Origin of the sequence: Buchananella hordeovulneris (genome assembly GCF_001907235.1) — a bacterium.
In the GTDB taxonomy this organism is placed as follows: domain Bacteria; phylum Actinomycetota; class Actinomycetes; order Actinomycetales; family Actinomycetaceae; genus Buchananella; species Buchananella hordeovulneris.
In genome coordinates this window covers 94,868-116,200 of the sequence record NZ_MQVS01000006.1, presented here as the reverse complement: position 1 = coordinate 116,200, position 21,333 = coordinate 94,868, and the positions used below count along the sequence as shown (strand labels likewise).

Annotated in this window: 17 protein-coding genes; 16 read left to right on the top strand and 1 reads right to left on the bottom strand. The window is 68.8% G+C overall.

All coding sequences use genetic code 11. The annotated features are described in order from the left end of the window. Positions 1-33: 33 nt before the first annotated feature. From rbfA to BSZ40_RS06935, 12 genes are all read left to right on the top strand, one after another. Positions 34-486: a 30S ribosome-binding factor RbfA gene (gene rbfA / locus BSZ40_RS06990; RefSeq protein ID WP_073824588.1), complete on the top strand. Its 453-nt coding sequence runs from the start codon at positions 34-36 to the stop codon at positions 484-486. Positions 487-560: 74 nt separating this feature from the next. Continuing rightward, a complete protein-coding gene (gene truB, locus BSZ40_RS06985; protein ID WP_342741916.1) occupies positions 561-1,478 on the top strand; it encodes a tRNA pseudouridine(55) synthase TruB in 918 nt (305 codons plus the stop codon). Positions 1,479-1,720: 242 nt separating this feature from the next. Further along, positions 1,721-2,713, top strand: coding sequence for a bifunctional riboflavin kinase/FAD synthetase (locus BSZ40_RS06980; protein ID WP_073824676.1), 993 nt, complete (start codon positions 1,721-1,723; stop codon positions 2,711-2,713). Between the two features lie 97 nt (positions 2,714-2,810). Beyond that, complete coding sequence (locus BSZ40_RS06975; RefSeq protein WP_073824584.1) at positions 2,811-3,479, top strand: hypothetical protein; 669 nt, start codon at positions 2,811-2,813, stop codon at positions 3,477-3,479. A gap of 166 nt (positions 3,480-3,645) precedes the next feature. Continuing rightward, complete coding sequence (rpsO, locus tag BSZ40_RS06970) at positions 3,646-3,915, top strand: 30S ribosomal protein S15 (RefSeq protein WP_073824582.1); 270 nt, start codon at positions 3,646-3,648, stop codon at positions 3,913-3,915. A 250-nt stretch (positions 3,916-4,165) separates the two neighbouring features. Then, positions 4,166-6,493 carry a polyribonucleotide nucleotidyltransferase gene (locus BSZ40_RS06965; protein ID WP_073824580.1) on the top strand — a complete coding sequence of 776 codons (2,328 nt, stop codon included), beginning with the start codon at positions 4,166-4,168 and terminating at the stop codon, positions 6,491-6,493. 66 nt (positions 6,494-6,559) lie between these two features. Next, positions 6,560-7,915: a M16 family metallopeptidase gene (locus BSZ40_RS06960; protein WP_073824577.1), complete on the top strand. Its 1,356-nt coding sequence runs from the start codon at positions 6,560-6,562 to the stop codon at positions 7,913-7,915. An 83-nt stretch (positions 7,916-7,998) separates the two neighbouring features. Continuing rightward, positions 7,999-9,120, top strand: coding sequence for an AAA family ATPase (locus BSZ40_RS06955; protein WP_245793949.1), 1,122 nt, complete (start codon positions 7,999-8,001; stop codon positions 9,118-9,120). Positions 9,121-9,459: 339 nt separating this feature from the next. Beyond that, positions 9,460-10,203 carry a 4-hydroxy-tetrahydrodipicolinate reductase gene (gene dapB, locus BSZ40_RS06950; protein WP_073824574.1) on the top strand — a complete coding sequence of 248 codons (744 nt, stop codon included), beginning with the start codon at positions 9,460-9,462 and terminating at the stop codon, positions 10,201-10,203. 213 nt (positions 10,204-10,416) lie between these two features. Next, entirely contained in the window at positions 10,417-10,965 is a 549-nt protein-coding gene (locus BSZ40_RS06945; RefSeq protein ID WP_084542693.1) for a WD40 repeat domain-containing protein, read from the top strand. A gap of 618 nt (positions 10,966-11,583) precedes the next feature. Beyond that, complete coding sequence (locus BSZ40_RS06940) at positions 11,584-12,570, top strand: aldo/keto reductase (RefSeq protein WP_073824570.1); 987 nt, start codon at positions 11,584-11,586, stop codon at positions 12,568-12,570. A 117-nt stretch (positions 12,571-12,687) separates the two neighbouring features. After that, positions 12,688-14,298, top strand: coding sequence for an alpha/beta hydrolase family protein (locus BSZ40_RS06935; protein ID WP_073824569.1), 1,611 nt, complete (start codon positions 12,688-12,690; stop codon positions 14,296-14,298). Positions 14,299-14,302: 4 nt separating this feature from the next. Here BSZ40_RS06935 and BSZ40_RS06930 read toward each other — a convergent pair whose 3' ends face one another. Further along, on the bottom strand, positions 14,303-14,881 hold the full coding sequence (locus BSZ40_RS06930; protein WP_073824567.1) for a GNAT family N-acetyltransferase: 579 nt from the start codon (positions 14,879-14,881) through the stop codon (positions 14,303-14,305). Positions 14,882-14,969: 88 nt separating this feature from the next. Between BSZ40_RS06930 and dapA the strand changes: the two genes are divergently transcribed. The 4 genes from dapA to BSZ40_RS06910 all read left to right on the top strand — a co-directional run bounded on the left by dapA (position 14,970) and on the right by BSZ40_RS06910 (position 21,329). Then, positions 14,970-15,863 carry a 4-hydroxy-tetrahydrodipicolinate synthase gene (gene dapA / locus BSZ40_RS06925; RefSeq protein WP_073824565.1) on the top strand — a complete coding sequence of 298 codons (894 nt, stop codon included), beginning with the start codon at positions 14,970-14,972 and terminating at the stop codon, positions 15,861-15,863. A 21-nt stretch (positions 15,864-15,884) separates the two neighbouring features. Next, positions 15,885-17,561: a ribonuclease J gene (locus BSZ40_RS06920; protein WP_073824564.1), complete on the top strand. Its 1,677-nt coding sequence runs from the start codon at positions 15,885-15,887 to the stop codon at positions 17,559-17,561. 121 nt (positions 17,562-17,682) lie between these two features. Continuing rightward, positions 17,683-18,696, top strand: a complete 1,014-nt coding sequence (locus tag BSZ40_RS06915) for a PfkB family carbohydrate kinase (protein ID WP_073824562.1) — start codon at positions 17,683-17,685, stop codon at positions 18,694-18,696. Between the two features lie 245 nt (positions 18,697-18,941). Continuing rightward, positions 18,942-21,329, top strand: a complete 2,388-nt coding sequence (locus BSZ40_RS06910) for a DNA translocase FtsK (RefSeq protein ID WP_073824561.1) — start codon at positions 18,942-18,944, stop codon at positions 21,327-21,329. Positions 21,330-21,333 lie beyond the last annotated feature (4 nt).

Genomic DNA, 21,333 nt, shown 5'->3' with positions numbered 1-21,333 from the left:
TCTGGGGCCCGGAAAACACTGAAGGAGGCCGACATGGCAGATCAGGCACGCGCCCGCAAGGTAGCCGATCGGATTCACGAAACGGTGGCTCGCCTGCTGGACACGCGCGTTAAGGACCCCCGGCTCGGCTTCGTGACCATCACGGAGGTGCGGGTTACCGGGGACCTGCAGCAGGCCACGGTGTTCTACACGGTCTATGGCGAGGAGTCCCAGGCGGAGGCCAGCGCGGCGGCCCTGCGTTCGGCCACGGGCATGTTGCGCTCGGAGGTGGGCAAGGCCCTCGGTATTCGCCTGACTCCCAGCCTGACATTTGTGCGCGACGCCCTGCCGGAGACGGCTGCCTCAATTGAGGATGCTCTGGTGGCAGCTGCCGCTAAGGATGCCGAGGTGGCTCGCCTCGCGGCGGGCAAGAGCTACGCCGGGGAAGCCAATCCGTACCGGGAGCCACGTCCGAGCGCGGAGGAAGAAGCGGAGGGGACGCTCTGAACGGCGCACCGCAGCGGGCGACCGACCGGTTCCCGGCGCCTCGCGCCCTGGCCCCCGCCCCGGCGGGCCTAGTGGTGGTGGACAAACCGCAAGGGTTGACCTCGCACGATGTGGTCGGCAAGCTGCGGCGGCTGGCAGGCACCCGCAAGGTCGGGCACGCCGGCACGCTGGACCCCCTGGCCACCGGGGTGCTGGTGGTGGGGGTGGGGGCGGCCACGCGGCTCCTGACCCATCTGAGCGGCACCACCAAGAGCTACACCGCCACCATCCGCCTCGGCCAGGCCACCGACACCGACGACGCGGAGGGGCAAGTGGTGGCGGGCGGCGGCTGCCGGGAGCTCGCGGAGCAGACGTTGGCCGCCGAGATCGCGCGGCTGACGGGGGACATTTTGCAGGTGCCCGCCAGCGTGTCGGCGATCAAGGTCGACGGGCAGCGGGCCTACACCCGGGTGCGGCAGGGGCAGGGGGTGCAGCTGGCAGCGCGCCCGGTGACGGTCAGTCGGTTCGAGGTGGTGAGCCCACCGCGCCCGGCCCGGGCGGCGGATGGCACGCCCGTGCTGGACGTCGACGTGGACATCGACTGTTCGGCCGGCACCTACATACGGGCCTTGGCCCGTGACCTGGGTAAGCAGCTTGGCTGCGGCGGGCACCTGACGGCGTTGCGGCGCACGCGGGTGGGGGCCTACCGTCTGGATGCCGCCCGCACGCTGGAGGAGCTCAGCGCCGAGGTGATGGCAGGCAATGCTGCCGAGCCTCCCGTCGCCTTGCGGGTGGTGGGGCTGGCCGCCGTGGCACGCGCCGAGTTTACGGTGCGGGAGGTGACGCAGGTGGAGGCCGCCGCGCTGCGGCAGGGGCGCTTCCTCCCCGCCAGGGGGCCTGCGGCGCAGGCGGCTATCGGTCCGCACGAGGACCTGGTGGCCTTGCTGCGGCGACAGGGCGAACATGACCGACCGCATGTGGTTTTTGCCCCACCGGGGCAGGCCGGGAACTAGCGGGCCGGTCACCTAGCATTAGCTGCCGGAGGGAGAAGATAACGTGAACGACAAAGTAACGCCGAACCCAGCGCCCACGCCCACCCCCACAGGGGGCGGGTGTGGCTGCGGGGGCCGCGGCCGTGGGCACAAGGCGCGGGCCGAGGAAATCGGTCCGATCAGTGAGGGCCGCCGCGACCTGGGACTGAAGGCTGCCGGGGCCCGCGGCAAGTCGGGTGGCTGCGGCTGCGGAAAACGCTGAGGTGGAGATCTATCACGGCCGGGAAGAGATCCCGGCGGATTTCACGAGCGTGGTGACGCTGGGCAACTTTGACGGAGTGCACTTGGGGCACCAGCGATTGCTGGGACACACTGTGCAGGCTGCCCGCCGGGCCCGGGCCCGGGCGGTGGCCCTGACTTTCGATCCGCATCCCCTGCACGTGCACCGCCCGGAACTGGCTCTGCCGCTCATCACTTCACTGCCTGACCGCCTGGAGGCGATCGCGGCCACCGGTATCGACGCGACCGTGGTGGTGGACTACACCCTGCGGTTTGCGGCCCAGACTCCCCGCGAATTTGTCACCCACTGGCTGGTGGAGTGCTTGGGAATGCAACGCATCGTGGTGGGGGAGGACGTGCGTTTCGGGGCTGAGAACGCCGGTTGTCTGTCGGATCTAGAGGCGCTGGGGGGCGAGTTGGGCTTTGCCGTCGACGTGCTGCCCGACGTGGGCGGACCGTCCGGACGCCGCTGGTCCTCGACCTGGGTGCGGGAGCTTTTGGCGGCCGGGGATGTGGCTGGCGCCGGGCAGATCCTGGGGCGGGCGCACCGCGTGCGCGGCACTGTCATCCAGGGAGCGACCCGTGGGCGGACCCTGGGCTTCCCCACCGCCAATCTGGACGCTGACACGGCGGGAGTCGTGCCCCCGGACGGCGTGTACGCCGGCTGGTTGGTGCGGGCCGATACGCACGCCGTGCCCGAGCGTCTGCCTGCGGCGATCTCTATTGGCACCAACCCGACATTTGACGATGTCGCCCGCACCGTGGAGGCCCACGTGCTCGGGCGCGCCGACCTGAACCTGTACGGCCAAGAGGTGGTGGTGGAATTGACGCACCGGCTGCGGCCGATGCTCAGCTTCGCCGATGTGGGGGAGTTGTTGGCGCAGATGCGCACCGACGTGGAGCAGACCGCCGCCCTGCTCGGGGTGCCGGTGCCCGACCCGATCGACCCGGCGGCGGTCACCGCGCAGCCTGCCTGACGTCGGGCCGGGCCGGTCGCCGAATTGCGACAGCGACCGTCCCCGCCGCGGCCGCAGGGTGGGCCAGGATTGGGGCGAGTTGTGAGGAGGAAACCGCATGTCCACGAACCTGTTGCCCGGCCTGACCGAAGTCCCTGCCCTGCCGGGTGTGTCTGGGGCGGCGGCCATGAATGCCCTGGTGTGGGTGTGGCAGGACCTGCTAGCAGGCGAAGCCGAGCTGGAACTGCTGGAGCTGGCGGCCTGGGGTGGTATCGAGGCCAGCGTGGGGCAGGCGCCGCGGCCGCCCGGGCTACGGCAGTGGTGTGAACACCTGCTCCAGCTGCGGCGCCGCCGCCTGGCGGACTACGCGGGCGGAGTGGTCGAGGAGTTGCTGGCCGCCTGGCGGCAGGCCGACGTCTGGGCGGAGGTGTCCATTGAGGCCTGCGACGTGCCCTGCCCGCCGCCGCCTCGCAACCAGTGGCGTGCCACCGTGCTGCTGCTGACCGACGGGGCAAACATGCTGCAGCGCCGCGCCCAGCTCATGTGCTGGCCGCACCTGGGCTACCGCCAAGGGGAAAACTTCGAGGCCAGCCTGGGGGCGAAGCGGCGCCGCCGCCTGGAGGCGCAGGCCCTGATGGATCTGTACACCGAGGTACTTGAGCCCAGCATCACCGAGGCCGGGCTGCGGTGGGACTGGGACGGCAATGTCCGGCACAATCCGTGGGTGGAGGGGATCGAGGTCGTGCTGCCCCTGCGGGAGGGCCACGGAGAGGCGGAACAGGACTGACCGCCCCGTGGCCAGGGCGCCGGACCCGTGGGCGGGCTCACTTCGGGGCGGGCCGACCGCGGCGGCGGGCTCTGCTAGGCTGGGCGGGCCGTTAACGCCGGCCACGGAATTGGCATGCCCAAGGAAATGCCTTGGCGCTCCGTGCAACGAGAAGAAAAGGGTATCCATGTCGCTTTCCCCCGAGGTCAAGAGCAAGATCATCGCCGAGTACGCCACCCACGAAGGTGACACGGGCTCGCCCGAGGTGCAGGTGGCGCTGCTGAGCCAGCGCATCAAGGACCTGACCGAGCACTTCAAGACCCACAAGCACGACCACCACTCCCGCCGCGGCCTGATGCTGCTGGTCGGGCAGCGTCGTCGTATCCTCGGCTACCTGGCTGGCATCGACATTGAGCGTTACCGGTCGCTGATTGAGCGCCTGGGGCTGCGCCGCTAAGAGACGCAGCGGAGTAATAAAAGTGGGCGCGGGGCCAGTTGGTCCCGCGCCCACTTTTGCCGCTAGTGATACGCCACACGCGCCCCGGGCGTGCATAACGGTCCGGTTTCGGTCATTATTGATCCCGATAGAAAGACGAAAATGTGGGCTCGACCGGGCCCGCGGCGTGTGCCCACCGACGCCTCGGTGGGGCCGCCACGAGGGTGGCGAATGTCGCGCGGATGCACGCCGTTGAAGAGAAGGGGGACCCGTGGAGGGTTCTGAGATCAAATTCGCTGAGGCCGTCATCGATAATGGCCGCTTCGGTAAGCGCACCATCCGTTTCGAGACCGGCCAGCTGGCCCGCCAGGCCGCCGGGAGTGCGGTGGTCACGCTCGATGACGAGACGACGCTGCTGAGCGCCACGACCGTCGGCAAGCACCCGAAGGATCAGTTCGACTTCTTCCCGCTGACCGTCGACGTCGAAGAGCGTCAGTACGCCGCGGGCAAGATCCCGGGTTCGTTCTTCCGGCGGGAGGGACGCCCGGGCACCGAGGCCATCTTAGCTGCGCGCCTCATCGACCGCCCGCTGCGCCCGTCCTTCGTCAAGGGCCTGCGTAACGAGGTGCAGGTGGTGGAGACCGTGCTCTCCATTCACCCCGACGACGCCTACGACGTGGTGGCCATCAACGCCGCCTCCATGTCCACTCAGCTGGCAGGCCTGCCGTTCTCCGGCCCGGTGGGGGGGACCCGCATCGCGCTGATTGACGGCCAATGGGTGGCCTTCCCGCGCTACTCGGAGCTGCACCGCGCCGTGTTCTCCATGGTGGTGGCCGGCCGGGTGGTGGACAACGCCGATGGTTCGGACGTGGCCATCATGATGGTCGAGGCCGAGGCCACCGAGAACGCCTGGGAGCTCATCAAGGCGGGCGCCCCGGCACCCACCGAAGAGGTTGTGGCCCAAGGGCTGGAGGCCGCCAAGCCCTTCATTCGGGCCTTGGTCGAGGCGCAGGTCGAGTTGGCCAAGGTGGCTGCTAAGCCGGTGCGGGAGTTCCCGCTCTTCCTGGACTACACCGACGAACAGTACGCCCGGGTGGCCGAGGCCACCGGCGACAAGCTCGACGCCGCCCTGGTCATCGTGGAGAAGGCCGAACGCGAGGAAGCGATCGACGCGGTGCGCGACGAGGTGCTGGCCACCTTCGGGGAGCTGACCGAGGACGAGGAGAAGGACTACAAGGCGGCCTTCCGTTCCCTGACCAAGAACGCTGTGCGCACCAAGGTGCTGACCGACGGCGTGCGCATGGACGGGCGCACCACCACCCAGATTCGCCGCCTGGCCGCCGAGGTGGAGGTGCTGCCGCGCGTGCACGGCTCGGCCCTCTTCGAGCGGGGCGAGACCCAAATCCTCGGGGTGACCACCCTGAACATGCTGCGCATGGAGCAGCAGCTGGACGCGCTCAGCCCGGTGACCCGCAAGCGCTACATGCACAACTACAACTTCCCGCCCTTCTCGACCGGTGAGACCGGGCGCGTGGGTTCGCCCAAGCGGCGCGAGATCGGGCACGGGGCCCTGGCCGAGCGGGCCCTGGTGCCGGTGCTGCCGAGCCGGGACGAGTTCCCCTACGCCATCCGCCAGGTCTCCGAGGCGCTGGGCTCCAACGGTTCGACGTCGATGGGGTCGGTGTGCGCCTCGACCTTGTCGCTGCTGAACGCGGGCGTGCCGCTGCGCGCCCCGGTGGCGGGTATCGCTATGGGGTTGATGAGCGACGAGGTGGATGGTCAGACTCGCTACGCCGCCCTGACCGACATTCTGGGGGCCGAGGACGCCTTCGGTGACATGGACTTCAAGGTGGCCGGTACCCGCGAGTTCGTTACCGCCATCCAGCTGGACACCAAGCTGACCGGCATCCCGGCCTCGGTGCTGGCTGCGGCCCTGACCCAGGCGCGCGACGCCCGCCTGCACATCCTGGACGTTATGGAGTCCGTCATCTCGACCCCGGACGAGATGGCCTCCACGGCGCCACGGGTCATCACCGTGCACGTGCCGGTGGACAAGATCGGCGAGATTATCGGCCCCAAGGGCAAGATGATCAACCAGATCCAGGAGGACACCGGCGCCGACATCACGATCGAGGACGACGGCACCGTCTACATCGGCGCGGTCGATGGTCCGTCGGCCGAGGCGGCCCGCAACGCCATCAACCAGATCGCCAACCCGCAGATGCCGGAGGTGGGGGAGCGCTTCATCGGCACCGTGGTCAAGACCACGACGTTTGGGGCGTTCGTGTCGCTCTCGCCCGGCAAGGACGGACTGCTGCACATCTCCCAGATTCGGCGCCTGGTGGGCGGCAAGCGCGTGGAGAACGTTGAGGACGTGCTCGACGTCGGCCAGCAGGTTGAGGTCGAGCTGGCGGAGATCGACGCGCGCGGCAAGCTGTCGCTGCACGCCGTGGTCGACGAGCAGACGGCAGCCGCCGAGGCCGAAGCGGCGGCAGCCCCCGAGACCGAGGCCGCCCCGGCGCGCGGCGAGGGCGAGCGGCGTACCCGTCGTCCCCGGCAGCGCACCCGCCGGTCGCGCGAGGACCAGAGCGAAGACTGAGCAGTCCGCTAGGTGAGGCCCGGGCCGATGGCCCGGGCCTCACCCCGTGAGGGAAGTGAAGAAACCATGCGAAACCTCATAGATCTGCCCCTGACGGGGGCGAGCAGCTTCACCGTGGCGCAGGCCGACAGCACGATCACTCGCACGGTGCTGCCGGGTGGCATTCGGGTCATCTCCGAGCACATGCCGACCCAGCGTTCGGCCACGATCGGGGCCTGGGTGGCGGCCGGGTCACGCGACGAGCAACCGGGGGAGTACGGTTCCACCCACTTCCTGGAGCACCTGCTGTTCAAGGGCACCGCGCAGCGCGACGCCGCCACGATCGCGGAGGCGTTCGATGCGGTCGGCGGGGAGGCCAACGCCGCCACCGGCAAGGAGTTCACTGCCTACCACGCCCGGGTGTTGGCCGAGGACGTGCCGATGGCGGTGGAGGTGCTGGGCGACATGGTCACCTCCTCGGTGCTGGACCCGCTTGAGTTCGAGCGGGAGCGGGGCGTGATCCTGGACGAGTTGGCGGCGGCTGCCGACGATCCCCACGATGTCGTGCACGAGGAGTTCGCTGCCGCCGTCTACGGGGACTTGTCCCTGGCCCGTCCCATTGGGGGCACCTTGGAGACTGTCGGCGAGCTGGCGGTCCAGTCCGTGCGGGACCACTACGAACGCGTCTACGTTTCGCGGGAGCTGGTGGTGGCCGCTGCCGGGGCGGTCGAGCATGCCGCGCTGGTGGAGCTGGTAGAGCGGGCGGTGGCGGCGGGCGGCTGGGACCGTACCGTGGGGGCTCAGCCGGTGGGGCGGCGCGCACCGGGGGCGACGGTGATTAGCAGCCAGGAGGTGGCCGTGCGGGAGGTGGTGCGCCCGGGCGAGCAGGCCCACGTGCTGCTTGGCTGCCGCGGCATTGCCGCCAACGATCCCCGCCGCTGGGCGCTCAGTCTCCTGACCGCCATCCTCGGTGGCGGCATGAGCTCGCGCCTGTTCCAGGAAGTGCGGGAGAAGCGGGGTTGGGCCTATTCCACTTACGCCTTCGACGCGCGCTACTCTGACGACGGGCACTTCGGGCTGTACGCGGGCTGCGCGCCGCAGCTGGCCGACGACGTTGCCGCCGTCATGCTGGAGCAGTGGCAGGACTTGGCCGCCACCGGGCCGCGGCCGACCGAGCTGGCCCGCGCCAAGGGCCAGTTGCGCGGCTCCATGCTGATGGGCCTGGAGGACAACGGGTCGCGCATGTTCCGGCTGGGGCGCGGCGAGATCATTCACGGTCACCTGGCCACCTTGGAGCACATGGTGGCGGGCCTGGAGGCCGTGGACGAGGCGGCGGTGGCCGAAGTGGCGCGCGAGCTGCTGGCCCGCCCGCGGGCGGTGGCGCAGGTCTCGCCCCGCGCCCTGAGCGGCGCGCTGACCGACACGGTGGCCGCGGCCCGCTGAACAGGTCACATTTCACCTCGCGTGTGTAAAATGATTGAGTGCGCATTACACACGTGGAAATAGCCAACTGGCGCAACTTCAAAATGATAGATATCCCGCTTGGGAAACGGCTTTTTGTGGTTGGGCCCAATGCGTCCGGGAAGTCGAACTTCCTGGATGTTTTCCGATTCTTGGCGGATATCGCCAAGCCTGGAGGGGGCTTGGCTGATGCCGTCGAGAGTCGACGAGGCCTGAGCTTTGTGCGTAGTCTTTTCGCGCGTAGGCATCGAGGCGGGCGGGTAGAGATAACGGTAACTTTGCGCGACGAAAGTGGGGGAGGACAGGAGGACGAGTGGCGTTACAGCCTAGCCATCAGGGGGGAGGCGAAGGGTAAGAACCGCATCTTTGTCGCCAAAGAGGAAGTTGTAAAGAATGGTGTGGTTGTACTTTCGCGCCCCGACGCCGATGATCAGGCGGACGACGAGCTGCTAACGCAGACGCATCTGGAACAGATCAGGGCGAACGCCAAGTTCCGGGCAATCGCCGAATACTTCCAGAAGATTCACTACTTCCATCTGGTGCCGCAGGTGGTGCGGGCCGCGCCCAGCGGCAGCGCCGATTCTTTCGGGGCCGGGTTCATTGCGCAGATAAACTCGACGCCAAAGAAGACCCGGGAGGCCTGGCTACGGCGCATAACGGAGGCGCTTAAGTCCGCAGTGCCGGAGTTTGAAACACTAGAAGTGACTGTCGATGATACCGGGCGTCCACATCTATCGGCAGGTTACCGAAACTGGCGGGCTAGCCCCACCGTCCATACCGAGGCGGAGTTTTCCGATGGAACTTTGCGGCTAATCGGTCTGCTATGGACAGTGGTCAGCTCTCCGAAGGGAGGGGGCTTGATTCTGCTGGAAGAACCCGAGCTCTCCCTCAACGCCTCGATAGTGCGCATGATCCCCACCATGCTGGCCACCGTACTGCGGGACCCAGGCGCCCAGATTTTCCTGACCACTCATTCGCCGGATATTCTCAACGATGAAGGGGTAAATCCCGACGAGGTGCTGGTGGTGCAAGTGGGCAGCGACGGTTCGGTGGGGGAGCTCTTAGGAAGTAACTCGGATCCGGTAGTCAAGGCGGAGATTGCGGCCGGGGTTCCCCTGTCGGCGGTGGCCGAGCCGCTGCTGTCCACCGGAGATCTGCGCGGTCTCATTGGCATTGGCCGCCGCTGATGGCCTCCCTCATGCTCCTCGTGGAGGGCGAGTCCGATAAGGAGTTGGCGCGGCGTTTAGCGCTGCACTGTGGCCACACTGTTAGGCACGTGCGGGTGGCAAGGGGCTCAGGCAACCTTGACACTTCATTGAGTAAATGTAGAGATGCGGCCCGCAATGGAGTGAATTACTTCATCCTGCGGGACACCGATGGGCGGTGCCCGGTTGAGGTTCTAGCGGAGCTGGCCCCTGGGTCCCAGAGCGAACCAGGGTTTTGCCTGCGTTTGGCCCACCGCGAGTCGGAAACTTGGCTCCTGGCCAGCAGGCGGGCGGCGGCCGCGGCCCGCTAGATTTGTGCCCATGACGAAGGTTGCAGTCTTGGGGGCCGCGGGCCGCATGGGCGCCACCGTGTGCCGGGCGGTGGAGGCAGCCGCCGACATGGAACTCATCGCCCGCCTGGACGCGGGCGACACCATCGAGCCGACGACCCTGGGCGGGGCGCAGGTGGCAGTGGACTTCACGGTCCCGAGCGTGACGGAAGCCAACGTGCACCGGCTGCTGGACGCCGGGCTGGACGTGGTGGTGGGCACGACGGGCTGGAGCCAGGAGGCCCGGGACCGCGTGGTAGCGCACCTGGCGCAGCTACCCGGGCGCAGCGTCGTTATCGCCCCGAACTTCGCCCTCTCGGCGGTGCTGGCGATGCGTTTTGCGGCCCAAGCCGCCCGCTTCTTTGAGTCGGCCGAGGTGATCGAGCTGCACCACCCCGGCAAGGTCGACGCCCCCAGCGGTACCGCCGCGGCCACTGCCCGCGCTATCGCCGCCGCCCGCCAGGCCGCGGGCCTGGCGCCCATGCCGGACGCCACCGAGCTGGATCCCGATGGGGCGCGGGGGGCCCGAGTGGCGGAGGTGCCAGTGCACGCCGTCCGGCTGCGCGGGCTGATGGCCCACGAGGAGATCCTGCTGGGTAACCCGGGGGAGATGCTCACCATCCGCACCGACACGTTCGACCGCGAGTGCTACATGCCGGGTGTGCTCCTCGCGATCCGGCGGGTACGGGGCCGCGGCGGCCTGACGTTCGGACTCGACCAGCTCCTGGAGTTGTAGATTCGGTGGGCGAGGTGCTGCCACAGCTCCTCGCCGACGCCCCCAGCGGATGGGCGGATCACGCCCGAGCCGCCCCACCGTGAGCAAGCCGAACCCCGGGACTGGCCCTCACCGATCTCTGCACGTGAGCTTTACCCGACTGCACCAGCGCGTCACGTAAACGGACATTTCCCAGGGGCCAGGGCCCGCTGGCTCCTCTGCCAGACTGACCCCATGACCAATGAACCACCCGGGATCAGATGTGTGGCATGGGCGCCCGACGGCACCCGCGTGGCGGGCGGTACCTGGGAGGCCGAGGTGCTCGTCTGGGACCCCCGCACCGGTGAGCTGCTTCAGGAGCTCATCCACTCCGACCAGCCCACGGTGCAGCAGGCCGGCTTCATGGAGGTCGTCGAGTTCAGTCCCGATGGTGGGCACCTGCTCAGCGGCCACGAGACGGGCTCGTTGGTGATCTGGGACGCGGCGGGCAACGCGACGCTTCGGCTTGAGCTCCCCGACTTCCTGGCCGGCGCCGGGTGGAGCCTCGACGGTGGCCACGTCTGGGCCGTGACCCACGACGATCAGCTGCTCCTCTTCGATGTCGCCACCGGGGCCCGCACCACGTTGCGGAGACCACAGCAATTCGACCTCCCCGACTTTCAGGCCAGCGCCGGGTGGAGCCTCGACGGTAACCACGTCTGGGCCCTGACCCAGGACAGCCAGCTACTCCTCTTCGACGCTGCCACCGGGGCCCGCACCACGTTGCGGAGATCTCGGCCGTGAGTGCCCGAGCCGGCGCCGTGGCCTAGCTGGCTGAGTTCGTTTGGGTTTAGGGGGCGTGGGCGGTTGGGGGGTGTTGGTTGTTGAGGGGTGCCAGATCGCGGTGACCATGGCCCGCAGTCGGGCGGTGAGGCGCGCAGATGTCCCGGTCAGGGGGCGTTGGCCGGGGTTTGCTGGGGCGGGTTGTCCTGTGCGGGCGGCAAGGACCTGTGGTGCTGCCAGGAGGGTCTGCGGGTCACTGCTCACGCACTGACTTTGGAGACCCTCCACCCACGCCCCCAGCCCCACCGCGTCCAACAGACTCGGACTCGGGCATCTGGGGGCGGCACCGGCGTGGGGCCGCCCTAGTTGGCCATGGGGGAGCCTTATCCGGTGTATATGGCGCCTGTCCCCTCCTGGCGGCCAACTAGGGCGACGCCCGCGCCAGAAGCGGTGGCGCCGACGCGCGAGAAGTGAGCCCCGCGCGCGGGAAGGGCAGGCAGGACACGGTCTTCAAGACCGACGCACAGTGCAGTCAGAAGAGTCTCAAGGTCATTGCTCACGCACCGACTATGGAGGCCCTCCCCTCATACCCACCGCGCTCAACCAACCAATGCGGACGCATTCATCTAGGGTAGGGCCATGGAACAACGGCGTATGGAACGGCTCGGGCTCAACACATCGGTCATCGGGTTGGGCTGCTGGCAGCTCGGCGGGGACTGGGGCGAGGTGAGCGAGGAGCACGCGCTGGCCACCCTGCATGCGGCGGTGGACGCCGGGGTCACCTTCCTCGACACCGCCGACGTCTACGGCGACGGCCGTAGCGAGCAGCTGGTCGGGCGGTTCCTGCGCGAGCGCGGTGCCGACGGCCTCACGGTGGCGACCAAGATGGGGCGGCGTGCCAACCCGCACGTGGCGGAGGAATACAACGGCACCAACTTCCGCGCCTGGAACGACCGCTCCCGCGCCAACCTGGGCGTCGACACCCTGGACCTCGTCCAACTGCACTGCCCGCCGACGCCGGTCTACCGCACCGATGCCGTCTACGACGAGCTCGACGCGCTGGTCGAGGAGGGACGCATCAAGGCCTACGGCGTCTCCGTCGAGACCGTCGAGGAGGCCCTGACCGCGATCGCCCGCCCCAACGTGGCGAGCGTCCAGATCATCCTCAACGCGTTCCGGCACAAGCCCCTGGAACGGGTGCTGCCCGCCGCCGCGGCAGCCGGGGTCGGCATCATCGCCCGCGTCCCCCTGGCCTCCGGCCTCCTGTCGGGCAAGTACGACGAGTCGACCCAGTTCGCCCCCTCCGACCACCGCACCTACAACCGCCACGGCGAGGCCTTCGACAAGGGCGAGACCTTCTCCGGGGTGCCCTACGACGTCGGCGTGGCCGCGGCACGCGAGGTCGCCGCGTTGACGCCGCCGGGGGCGTCAACGGCGCAGTTCGCGCTGCGGTGGATTGTCGATCAGCCCGGTGTGAGCGTCGTTATCCCCGGGGCGCGCAACCCGGAACAGGCGCGGGCCAATGCGTTGGCGGGCTCGCTCGCGCCGCTGACCCAGCCGCAGCTCGCCGCCCTGGAGCGTATCTACGACGAACGCATCCGGGCGCACGTCCACGCCAACTGGTGACGGCCGGGGTGCAGCCCCGCGGTAGCTTTTCACCTGCACCACGACGCAGACCGGCACGGGGCGTGCGGTCTGGAGCTTTGGCCTCGGGCGTGGGGGCACGGAAGTGAGGAGAAACGAATGAGGCTGTCGGGTAGCTATTGGCTCGCCGCTCTGGCGCTGGTGTGCGCGCCGCTCGGGGCCTGCGCGTCCCCCGCCCCGCCGACGGCGAGTGCGGGCCCTACCACGAGCCCGCCGGTCGAGACGGCAGGGGCGGACGGTCCGCACGCCCCCGCCGACCGCGTGCTGGCACCCCCCAGCGCGCAAGCCAGCGCTGACGGCCAGTCCACCATCATCGACCTGGACCTCGGCAACGTGACCGCCGGGCAGTACGCAGCGCCGGTGCGTGGGGTGATCGTGACCCCGCGCCAGGCGAGCGGTCCCACCCCCGTGATCGTCGTCTCCCACCTGCGGGCCCCCAACTGCAGCGACCAGACCTTCGCCTACCCGTGCGCCGACGGCGCCACCGAGCTACGTTTCGACCGTGGCATGACGTACCTGGGCCAGGCCCTGGCGAGCGCGGGCTACACGGTGCTCATCCCCGACATGGGGGGCATCTTCGTGGGCAGCGACCTCACCGTGCCCTACGACCAACACCGCCTGTGGCGCGCCAGCGTGCAGCAGTTGCTGGAAGCGATCACCCGGCCGACCGCCGCCGCCGAGCTTGGGGTGGAGCGCGTGGCGCCCCTGGATCTGCGCCGGGTGGGCCTGGTGACCCACTCCCGCTCGGGCACCGTCGTCGAATCCGCTCAGCAGCTTTTCGGGCCAGACAACCTGCGGGCGGTACTCGCCTACGCCCCCGCCTACGACACCTTCGACCTGGAGAGCATCTCGCCGGCCCCGGCCGCGGTGCCCTACCTGGCGGTGGTCGGGCTGGCCGACGCCGACGTCGGCCCGTCAGCCAACCTGTGGCTCGGCCACTACCTGGGACAGGAGCGGCAGCACAGCGCCGCCGTGGTGGCCCTGCCCGGCCTCGGACACCTCCTGGTAAACCCCGCCGCGAGCGCCGCGCTGGGGGACGATCGGCGCGGCTGTGACCTGCTGGAGTGTCCGGATGCGGCGACCCACGAGCGGGTACTGACCGAGGTGAGCCTGGACTGGTTGGGGGCCCACCTGCTGGGGGCAGATACGCAGCTGCCGGTGCGGGCCGACCAGGAGCTGCCCGCCACGGTGGCCGGGCTGCCCGCGCACTGGCTGGCCGCCACCCCGCAGGCCACGGCGCGGTTGGCGCCCGCGGACCTGGCGGCTGCGGCGGCCGGGACGGCGCAGGTGTGCCGCCACGTTGACCCGATGAACCCGGAGCCGGTGGCTGACGCCTGCCCCGAACCGGAGCAGGGGGTGGTGCAGATAGTTACCCCCGTGGCTCACCTGACGGACGCGATTGCCGCCGTGGAGGTGGCGGGCGCGCGCGGAGTGGCCGTGCACGTGGCACCGGCCGGTACCGACCCGCAGGGCGGTGCCGCGCTGCGGGTGACGCTGACGCTGCGCGACGGCCAGGAACACGTGGTGCGCGTCCCGCCGACCGATCCTGCTTTGCGCAGTCGCGCCAGTGAGCACGACAACGGCAGCTACCAGCTGGGGACCATCCGGGTGGCGCTGCCGCCGGAGGTGAGCGCCGGCACGATCACGCAGGTGCGCCTGCGCAGTGATGGGTTGCCGGTAGAGGTGCGGGGCGTGGACTTTTGGCAGTAGGCGGCTAAAGACGGGTGACGTACAGGTGGGCGCGCAGGGGAGTGGGGGCGTCGGCAAAACGCACCGCCACCCCCGTCTCGGCGAAGCCGGCGGCCGTCAGCAGTCCCGCCAAAGCGGTGTCGGGGGCGGGCACCCAGGCCCGCAGCGTCGCCAGTTCCTCGGCGCGGCAGACGTCGGTCAGCGCTGCCAGGAGTCGCTCCCCGTGCCCCGGCCCGGCCGCGGGGCTGACCACCAGGTAGGCCAGTTCGGTGGGCGCGCCCTGGGCGAGGGCCACGAGCGGGGAGCTGTCTGGTGCAGGGGCGGCAGTGGCAGGGGCGTTGGCCACGGACACAGCCAGGGCGAACCCGACTACTTGGTCCGCCTCGGTGGCCACCAACAGATGGGTGCCCGGGGTTTGGTCGGCCCGGGCGGCAGCGAAGCCGGTGGTGGCCGCGGCCCCGCTGCCCGGGGGCAGCAGCCGGAACGGGGCCAGTGGTTGGTCGCTGACCTGGCTGAGCCACGCCAGGTAGGCGGCGTGCAGGTCGGCAACGGGGGTCAGATCACCGGGGCGGGCGGGCCGGACGAAAGAGGTCTGCTGCTGCATGCGCCCACCATAGGGGGCAAGTGTCCGAGGGGCGAAACAACCGGTGTGCGGCGCGTTGAAAAGTCAGCGCGGCCACTACGGTTTTCCCATGAGCGAGCTAAAGCGGGTATTCGGTTCCGTCGTGGTGGCCATGGTGACGCCTTTTCACGCCGACGGCAGCGTGGACATCGCCACCGCCCAGACGCTGGCCACCCACCTGGTGGACCTGGGCTGTGACGGCCTGGTGCTGAACGGCACCACGGGGGAGAGCCCCACCACGCACCAACCGGAGAAGGACGCCCTGGTCGCCGCCGTGGTTGAGGCCGTGGGGCAGCGGGCCTTCATTACCTGCGGGGCGGGGTCCAACGACACGGCGCACGCGGTGCGCATCGCGCAGGGGGCCAAGCGGTCCGGCGCGCACGGTTTGCTCGTCTTGCCGCCGTACTACAACCGCCCCAGCCAGGAAGGGGTCTTCCAGCACATGTCCGCCGTTATCGCGGCCGCTGACCTGCCCACGATGCTGTACGACATTCCCGGCCGCACGGGGGTGCGGCTGGAGGACGCCACCATGGATCGCCTGGCGGCCCTCGAACCGGTCATGGCCGTCAAGGACGCCACCGGCAATGTGGCGCACGGCTTTGAGGCAATGGCCCGCACCGGTCTGGAGTTCTACTCCGGTGACGATGGGCTGAACTTCGCGTGGCTCGCCCACGGGGCGGCAGGGATCGTCTCGGTGGTCGGGCACGTGGCGGCGGCGCAGTATCGGGCAATGGTGCGCGAAGTCGACGCGGGAGACCTGGCGGGGGCGCGGCAGATCGCCTACGAGCTGCGCGATGTTGTCGGCGCCATCATGGGCAGCGGGCAGGGCGCCGTTATGGCCAAGCATGCGCTGCACCTGCAGGGGCACCTGCCCACCCCGACCCTGCGACTGCCGCTGGTGTCGGCGCCTGCCACAGACGTAGACCAGCTTGCTGCGGTGTTGCGTAGCCACGCTCTGCTCTGAATTTGCCACAATGGGGCCGTGATGAAGACTTTGCGCACCCCTCCGCCCCTGCCCGAAAACACCCTCCGCATCGTGCCCCTCGGCGGTCTGGGCGAGGTGGGGCGCAACATGACGGTCTTCGAGGTCGACGGCAAGCTGCTGATCGTTGACTGCGGGGTGCTCTTCCCCGAAGACTCCCAGCCGGGCGTGGACCTCATCCTGCCCGACTACAGCTACATCGAAAAGCGGATGGACGACGTCGTCGGCATCGTCCTGACCCACGGACACGAGGATCACATCGGGGCGGTGCCCTACCTGCTGCGCCTGCGCGCCGATATCCCCATCATTGGCTCGGAGCTGACCCTTGCTTTTGTCGCTCCCAAGCTGGCCGAGCACCGGGTCACCCCGCCCACCCGCACCGTGGTGGAGGGTGAGCGGCTCACCTTGGGGCCCTTTGACTGCGAGTTCGTCGCCGTCAACCATTCCATCCCCGACGCGTTGGCCGTCATGCTCCGCACCAGGGCGGCCACGGCCCTAATCACCGGGGACTTCAAGATGGACCAGCTGCCCCTGGATGGACGCATCACCGACCTGCGGGCGTTCGCGCGGCTCGGGGAAGAGGGTGTAGATATCTTCCTGGTGGACTCCACCAACGCTGAGGTGCCAGGGTTTACCACCCCAGAGCGCGAAATCGGGCCGGTCCTGGACTCGGTCTTCGCGGGTGCGCGCGGACAGATCGTGGTGGCCTCCTTCGCGTCGCACGTGCATCGCGTGCAGCAGGTGTTCGACGCCGCGGCCAAGCACGGACGGAAGGTGGCCTTAATCGGCCGCTCCATGGAACGCAACATGGCTATCGCGGCCGAGCGCGGCTACCTGGAGATTCCCGCCGGTGTCTTGTCTGACTTGCGCACCGTTAACGAGCTGCCCGTCGAGCGGCGGGTGTACGTGGCCACGGGATCCCAGGGTGAGCCGATGGCGGCCCTGTCGCGCATCGCTAACGCCTCCCACCCGAAGGTGGCCGTCGGCGCGGGCGACACCGTCATCTTCGCTTCCTCCCTCATTCCGGGCAACGAGAACTCGGTGTACCGCGTCATCAACGGGTTGACCCGGCTGGGCGCGAAGGTGGTGCACCAGGCCAACGCGCGAGTCCACGTGTCGGGGCACGCCTCGGCGGGAGAGCTGTTGTACTGCTACAACATCGTCCAGCCCAAGAACGTGATGCCAGTGCACGGCGAGATTCGGCACCTGGTGGCCAATGGGGCGCTGGCGGTCCAGACCGGGATCAGCGCCGAGCGGGTCATGCTGGCCGAGGACGGCGTGGTGGTGGACGTGCGGGACGGCAAGGCGCAGATCGTGGGGGCGGTGCCCTGCGGACACATCTACGTGGACGGTTCGTCGGTCGGGGAAATCTCAGAGGCCGAACTCGTCGATCGTCGTATTTTGAGCGAGGAAGGTTTTATCACCGTATTCGCGGCCGTGGATACTGCCCGGGGAGTGGTGCTAGCCGGTCCGCAGATCCAGGCCCGGGGTATGGCCGAAGACGACGCCGTCTTCACCGAGATTTTGCCAGAATTAGAACGGGTGCTGGCGCAGGCGGTTGACCGCTCTAACGGGGATACGCGGGAAATTCAGCAGGCGCTGCGACAGTCCCTCGGCCGGTGGGTTAGCCGCCAGCTGAAACGGCGACCGATGATCGTGCCGGTGGTCGTCGATGCCTGAAACTGGGCGAGGTGCTGGACCGCGTTATATGATGTAAGAACTTGCACTGATACTCGACGAATCGGCGCGAGACTGCTCCCTCGTTAATTGTTGTATCGACTTCCGCCGTCAAGGAGGACGGATGGTAACCCATCTAGAAGCAGCGCTCGAAGAAGATATCTCTGCCCACAATGGGAGCTTTTTGCCGCGTTTTGTTTCCACCGGCTCGGTCGTTATCGATCTGCCGATGCGAGTTTTGAAGCTCCCGGATCGCGGCACCGACGCAATTGCCTATTCCAGCGGCACCGTGGTGGGGGGAGGCTTCAACGTGGTCTCGGCCGCCGCCCGGCAAGGCACCCGGGTGGCGCTCGCCAGCCCATTAGGCACCGGCCCGAACTCGGCGCAGGTGCGCAACGCGCTCAGCGCCGAGGGCATCGAGACTCTCTTCGATGAGATGGTCGGCGACACTGGCTTGTGCATCGCGCTGGTCGAACCGTCGGGCGAACGCACCTTCGTCACCACTTTGGGGGTGGAGGCCGAGCCACAGCCCGAAGACCTGCAGGCACTGCGGCTCTATCCCGGCGACTACCTCTACGTCTCCGGCTACGACCTCGCCTACCCGACCTCGGGTCCCGTCCTGGTACCGTGGCTGGAGACCATCGGCACGGACGTGGTGGTGGTGATGGATACCTCGCCAATCGTCAACGAGATCGAGGTAGAGGTGCTGCGCAAGGTGCTGAGCCGGGTCGATGTCTTGACGATGAACCGGCGGGAGGCCCGCCTCCTCGGTGACCAGCTCGGGGTGCGGGACTGGACCGAGCTGGGACAGTTACTTGCCCCCAACCGGTTGGTGGTGCGCCGCACCGGCGAACACGGGTGCGAGATTCTGCGCACCGGCAACGGTGGGTCGGTGACCGTTCCCGCCTATCCCGTCGAGCCGGTCGACACCACCGGGGCGGGCGATGCGCACACGGGCGTGCTGGTGGCCGCTTTGATGGACGGGCAAAATATTTTTGCCGCCGCGGAGCGGGCCAACGCGGCCGCCGCGTTGACGGCCACCCGCCAGGGGCCCGCCACCTGCCCCACCCGGGCGGAGATAGACGAGTTCATGGCCCAGTGCAGCCAGGGACGGCCCCAGATATCCGGGTGGTATTAGGACTGTCGCAAACCAACTTCTTCATTGCCCGGCCCTGTTTGCCGGACCGCGCCAGCCGCAGGCGGTAGCGTGGGTGCACTATGAGTGGCAAAGGTAGTGGATCCCCAGCGCGTGGCAAGCGCCCCGCGCGTACCGCATCCTCGGCGGGCAAGAAGAAAACCCCTGCGTCCCGCGAGGAGAGTGCGCAGGGTGGTCCCAGCGTGGGTGGGCGCCTGTGGCGGGGCCTGACAGGAGGAGTAGGGGCGATGGTCCGGGCATTGGGGCACGGCCAGGACACGGATCCGGCGCTGCGGCGCGATGGAGTGGCTTTCGTCCTCCTGGCGTTGGCGATCATCATCGCGTTACGGGAATGGTTCTCGCTGTCGGGCATCGCCGGCAAGGCTATCCACCACGTGATAGCGGGGCTGGTGGGAATCTACGCGGTGCTGGTGCCGCTGCTGCTCCTGGTCATCTCCGTGCAGCTGATGCGCAAGCCTGCCTCCACCCAGCCGGGGCGCCTGATCAGCGGCGGTTTTGGCATCGTGGTCGGTACGGCAGGTATCACCCACATAGCGAGCGGGCACCCCTCGCCCATGCGCCAGTGGAGCCAATTGGAGGCGGCGGGCGGCCTGTTCGGCTACCTCTTTGGGCACCCCCTGTCGCTGCTGCTCTCGCCGTGGGGGGCGATTCCGGTGCTGGTGCTAGTGGTGATCTACGGGCTGTTGGTGGCCTCCGATACCCCGATGCGACAGGTTCCCGCCAGGCTGCGGCGCGCCTGGGGCGGGGAAGCGCTCACGGACGTCGGCCTCGACCACGGTCCGGGCAGTGACGACGGTCCGTACGCCAGCGCCGTGGATCGATCGACTGAAGACACCGCCGTGGCCAAGCCCCGCCGTCGGGCACCACGCTCCACCCCGGTGGCCCCACCGGAGCCGTTGCCCAACGACGCGCCGACGGCCCCGTTGGACGCCGCCCCCGCCCCGGCCGCCACGCAGGTGCTGCCACCGGTCAACACCGAGGCGGAGACCCAGGTGGAGGAGCCCCCGCTCACGCCGCTGCCGGGCGGAGCGGTGCAACTGGAACTGAGCCCACACATCACCTACGAGCTGCCAGCTGACACCCTCCTGGCCCGCGGCACCCCGCACAAGACCCGTTCGGCGGCCAATGACAGCGTCGTCGAGGCCCTGACGCAGGTGCTGACGGAGTTCGGGGTGGATGCGCAGGTGACCGGCTTCTCCCGGGGGCCGACCGTGACCCGCTACGAGCTGCAGTTGGGGCCGGGGGTGAAGGTCGAGCGCATTACCGCCCTGTCCAAGAACATCGCCTACGCGGTGGCCAGCGCCGACGTGCGCATCCTGTCTCCCATTCCGGGCAAGTCCGCGATCGGGGTGGAGATTCCTAACGCGGACCGGGAGACGGTGGCGTTGGGCGACGTGCTGCGCTCCAATGCCGCGCTGCGCTCCGACCACCCGCTGCTGGTGGGAGTCGGCAAGGACGTCGAAGGCGGCTACGTGGTTGCCAACATGGCGAAGATGCCGCACCTGTTGGTGGCCGGGGCCACCGGTTCAGGGAAGTCGAGTTTCGTGAACTCGATGATTGTGTCGATCCTGATGCGGGCCACGCCCGAAGAGGTGCGGCTCATTCTGGTTGACCCCAAGCGGGTGGAGCTGACCGCCTACGAGGGCATCCCGCACCTGATTACCCCCATCATCACCGACCCGAAGAAGGCCGCCGAGGCCCTGGAGTGGGTGGTGCGCGAGATGGATGTGCGCTACCAGGATCTGCAGACGTTCGGCTTCCGGCACGTGGACGACTTCAACAAAGCGGTGCGGGCGGGGACGGTCAATCCGCCCCCCGGCTCGCAGCGTCCCATCGCGCCTTACCCGTACATCCTGGTGGTCGTCGACGAGATGGCGGACCTCATGATGGTGGCCCCCCGCGATGTGGAGGCATCCATCCAGCGCATCACGCAGCTGGCGCGTGCCGCGGGCATCCACCTGGTGCTGGCCACGCAGCGGCCCAGCGTCGATGTCATCACCGGGCTGATCAAAGCCAATGTGCCGGCACGCCTGGCCTTTGGCACGACCTCGCTGGCCGACTCGCGCGTCATCCTGGACGCCCCGGGGGCCGAGAAGTTGATCGGGCAAGGTGACGCCTTGTTCCAGCCGGCCAACGCCTCCAAACCCATGCGCGTGCAGGGGGCCTGGGTAGGGGAAGCGGAAATCCACGAGGTGGTCGCGCACGTCAAGGAACAGCTGGAGGCCAGCTACCGCGAAGACGTCATCGTCCCGAGTGCCAAGAAGAAGATCGAGGAAGAGGTCGGCGACGACCTCGACTTGATGCTGCAGGCCGCCGAGTTAATTATTTCCTCCCAGTTCGGCTCCACCTCCATGCTGCAGCGCAAACTGCGGGTGGGCTTCGCCAAGGCGGGCCGCCTCATGGACCTGCTGGAGAGCCGCGATGTGGTCGGTCCCAGCGAAGGGGCCAAGGCCCGCGACGTGCTGGTGCCTGCCGAGCAGCTGCAGCAGACCCTGGCCCGCCTGCGGGGCGACGTCCCGACCGAGGCACCGATCGTGGCCGCCGCGGATCCCGGTTGGGACTTCGCCGAGGAGGACGACGAGGACGCCTGGTCGTTGACGGGACGCGACGGTTAAGGCC

What these genes read in the sequence shown, in the direction of transcription:
- BSZ40_RS06910 (WP_073824561.1), top strand. Translation starts at nt 18,942, where the DNA reads ATGGTCCGGGCATTGGGGCACGGCCAGGACACGGATCCGGCGCTGCGG.
- dapA (WP_073824565.1), top strand. Translation starts at nt 14,970, where the DNA reads ATGAGCGAGCTAAAGCGGGTATTCGGTTCCGTCGTGGTGGCCATGGTG.
- BSZ40_RS06915 (WP_073824562.1), top strand. Translation starts at nt 17,683, where the DNA reads ATGGTAACCCATCTAGAAGCAGCGCTCGAAGAAGATATCTCTGCCCAC.
- rbfA (WP_073824588.1), top strand. Translation starts at nt 34, where the DNA reads ATGGCAGATCAGGCACGCGCCCGCAAGGTAGCCGATCGGATTCACGAA.
- BSZ40_RS06940 (WP_073824570.1), top strand. Translation starts at nt 11,584, where the DNA reads ATGGAACAACGGCGTATGGAACGGCTCGGGCTCAACACATCGGTCATC.
- BSZ40_RS06960 (WP_073824577.1), top strand. Translation starts at nt 6,560, where the DNA reads ATGCGAAACCTCATAGATCTGCCCCTGACGGGGGCGAGCAGCTTCACC.
- BSZ40_RS06945 (WP_084542693.1), top strand. Translation starts at nt 10,417, where the DNA reads ATGACCAATGAACCACCCGGGATCAGATGTGTGGCATGGGCGCCCGAC.
- BSZ40_RS06955 (WP_245793949.1), top strand. Translation starts at nt 7,999, where the DNA reads ATGATAGATATCCCGCTTGGGAAACGGCTTTTTGTGGTTGGGCCCAAT.
- BSZ40_RS06930 (WP_073824567.1), bottom strand. Translation starts at nt 14,881, where the DNA reads ATGCAGCAGCAGACCTCTTTCGTCCGGCCCGCCCGCCCCGGTGATCTG.
- dapB (WP_073824574.1), top strand. Translation starts at nt 9,460, where the DNA reads ATGACGAAGGTTGCAGTCTTGGGGGCCGCGGGCCGCATGGGCGCCACC.
- BSZ40_RS06935 (WP_073824569.1), top strand. Translation starts at nt 12,688, where the DNA reads ATGAGGCTGTCGGGTAGCTATTGGCTCGCCGCTCTGGCGCTGGTGTGC.
- BSZ40_RS06975 (WP_073824584.1), top strand. Translation starts at nt 2,811, where the DNA reads ATGTCCACGAACCTGTTGCCCGGCCTGACCGAAGTCCCTGCCCTGCCG.
- BSZ40_RS06920 (WP_073824564.1), top strand. Translation starts at nt 15,885, where the DNA reads ATGAAGACTTTGCGCACCCCTCCGCCCCTGCCCGAAAACACCCTCCGC.
- rpsO (WP_073824582.1), top strand. Translation starts at nt 3,646, where the DNA reads ATGTCGCTTTCCCCCGAGGTCAAGAGCAAGATCATCGCCGAGTACGCC.